General features: G+C 39.1%; 2 protein-coding genes. Both read right to left on the bottom strand.

Features of this window, described 5'->3' with window-relative positions; all coding sequences use genetic code 11:
• Positions 1 to 32: 32 nt before the first annotated feature.
• Entirely contained in the window at positions 33 to 1,016 is a 984-nt protein-coding gene (locus EZ444_RS27030; protein WP_225874870.1) for an ISAon1 family transposase, read from the bottom strand.
• A complete protein-coding gene (locus tag EZ444_RS27035; protein WP_131613004.1) occupies positions 1,009 to 1,362 on the bottom strand; it encodes an ISAon1 family transposase N-terminal region protein in 354 nt (117 codons plus the stop codon). The genes EZ444_RS27030 and EZ444_RS27035 overlap by 8 nt, the downstream gene beginning before the upstream one ends.
• Positions 1,363 to 1,438: the final 76 nt, after the last annotated feature.

Below are 1,438 nucleotides of genomic sequence, written 5' to 3' on the forward strand. Positions count from 1 at the left end.
GGATCAAGCGGAATTCTTGGGGGGAAGGAAATTTAAGCATAGATTTTAGATAGTCTGAATAGGAAAAATTTAACATCTCTGACCCCTCTGGAAGTTGCTCTGAAAGCTTTCACCTTAGCATTGAACGATTCTGCAGAAGCATTTGTACTCCTGTTGACAAAGAAGTTGACGATGGAGAAGCGATGTGTTTGAATAGATCTTGCCACGGTTTTAAAAGCTTCAATTCCACTATCTTCCACATGATTGTACCATAAGGCTAATCTGGTAAAAGCAAGATCTCTTTGCGTACAATTCTTAAATATATCACCCAGTTTGATGGATAAATCATAGGCCTTTTTAATCATTGGATATCGTTCGAAAAGTAATTTAGCGCGTTGTTGCTGCGATACTGTCCATTTACTAAAGTGTTTGAATAGCAGGTATCTGCTTCTGGCAAGCAATTGTTTCAAAGTGTCGCCATTATCCAATATCTCCGGTATATAGCTTATTTTTGTCTGCCTGGCTTTAGTTATAGCCTCATTTTCCTGATCTATAGCTTCCCAGCGATATTTAATTCGGGCTTCCTGAACAGCATCGTAAGCAAGCTTTTGTACATGGAAACGATCAATAACTCTGCGTGCATTGATAAAGCACCTTTTGATTGCCAGTTGCATATTTGCAGCCATATCCATAGTGACTTCCTGTACTCTTTTGCGAAGTCTTTCAGGTATTCGCTTCAATACCGCAATAATATCTTCAGCTACAGTGCCTTTGATCATTGCTACAATAGCGCCCTTTCGACCTTTTGCACCTTTATTGGTGACGATGGTATAAAGCTCTCCATTCGATAAAGCGGTTTCGTCGATACTCAAATATGAACTCACATTCTTTGGAAATAGCATCCATTCATCTGCATGATCTTTCTGTTCCCAACCGTTGAAATCGCTGATATGCTCTTTGTATTGTTCTTGTAGTTGTTTGCCGTCCACTTGAAAATAATGTCCCAGGTGATAGCAGCTAATTGGATGATTATCCAAATATTCCTTTTAAAAAAAGCCCGAATTCCGTTGTCATTCGTGCCCCTTTTCTTACTAAATCCCAATCTCTGCTGATAATTTCTCCTGTGTTTTTAACTGTCCATCGCCGTCTTTTAATACATAAGGCTACTTTCTGGCCACGAATAGGAAAGTCTTGGATACCAACCTCTGGAAAGAATCCTTTGGATTCAAGATCCTTTTTATCATAACCCTCGGGGGCTATATTCTTCTCTTCAAGGTAGATGTTCAGCATCTTTTCTGCTTTATCTACTTGGGTTAACTCAAAATAATCCAGGATACCTTCCGGTAATAATAAACTGATCAGGGTTTGCTCGGCTTGACTCAAAATAAAAATTGTCGTTTGGTTTACAAATGCAAAAGAAAGAAATTATTTCCTTCCCCCCAAGAATTCCGCTTGATCC

Source organism: Pedobacter hiemivivus, assembly GCF_004331685.1.
Classification (GTDB): domain Bacteria; phylum Bacteroidota; class Bacteroidia; order Sphingobacteriales; family Sphingobacteriaceae; genus Pedobacter; species Pedobacter hiemivivus.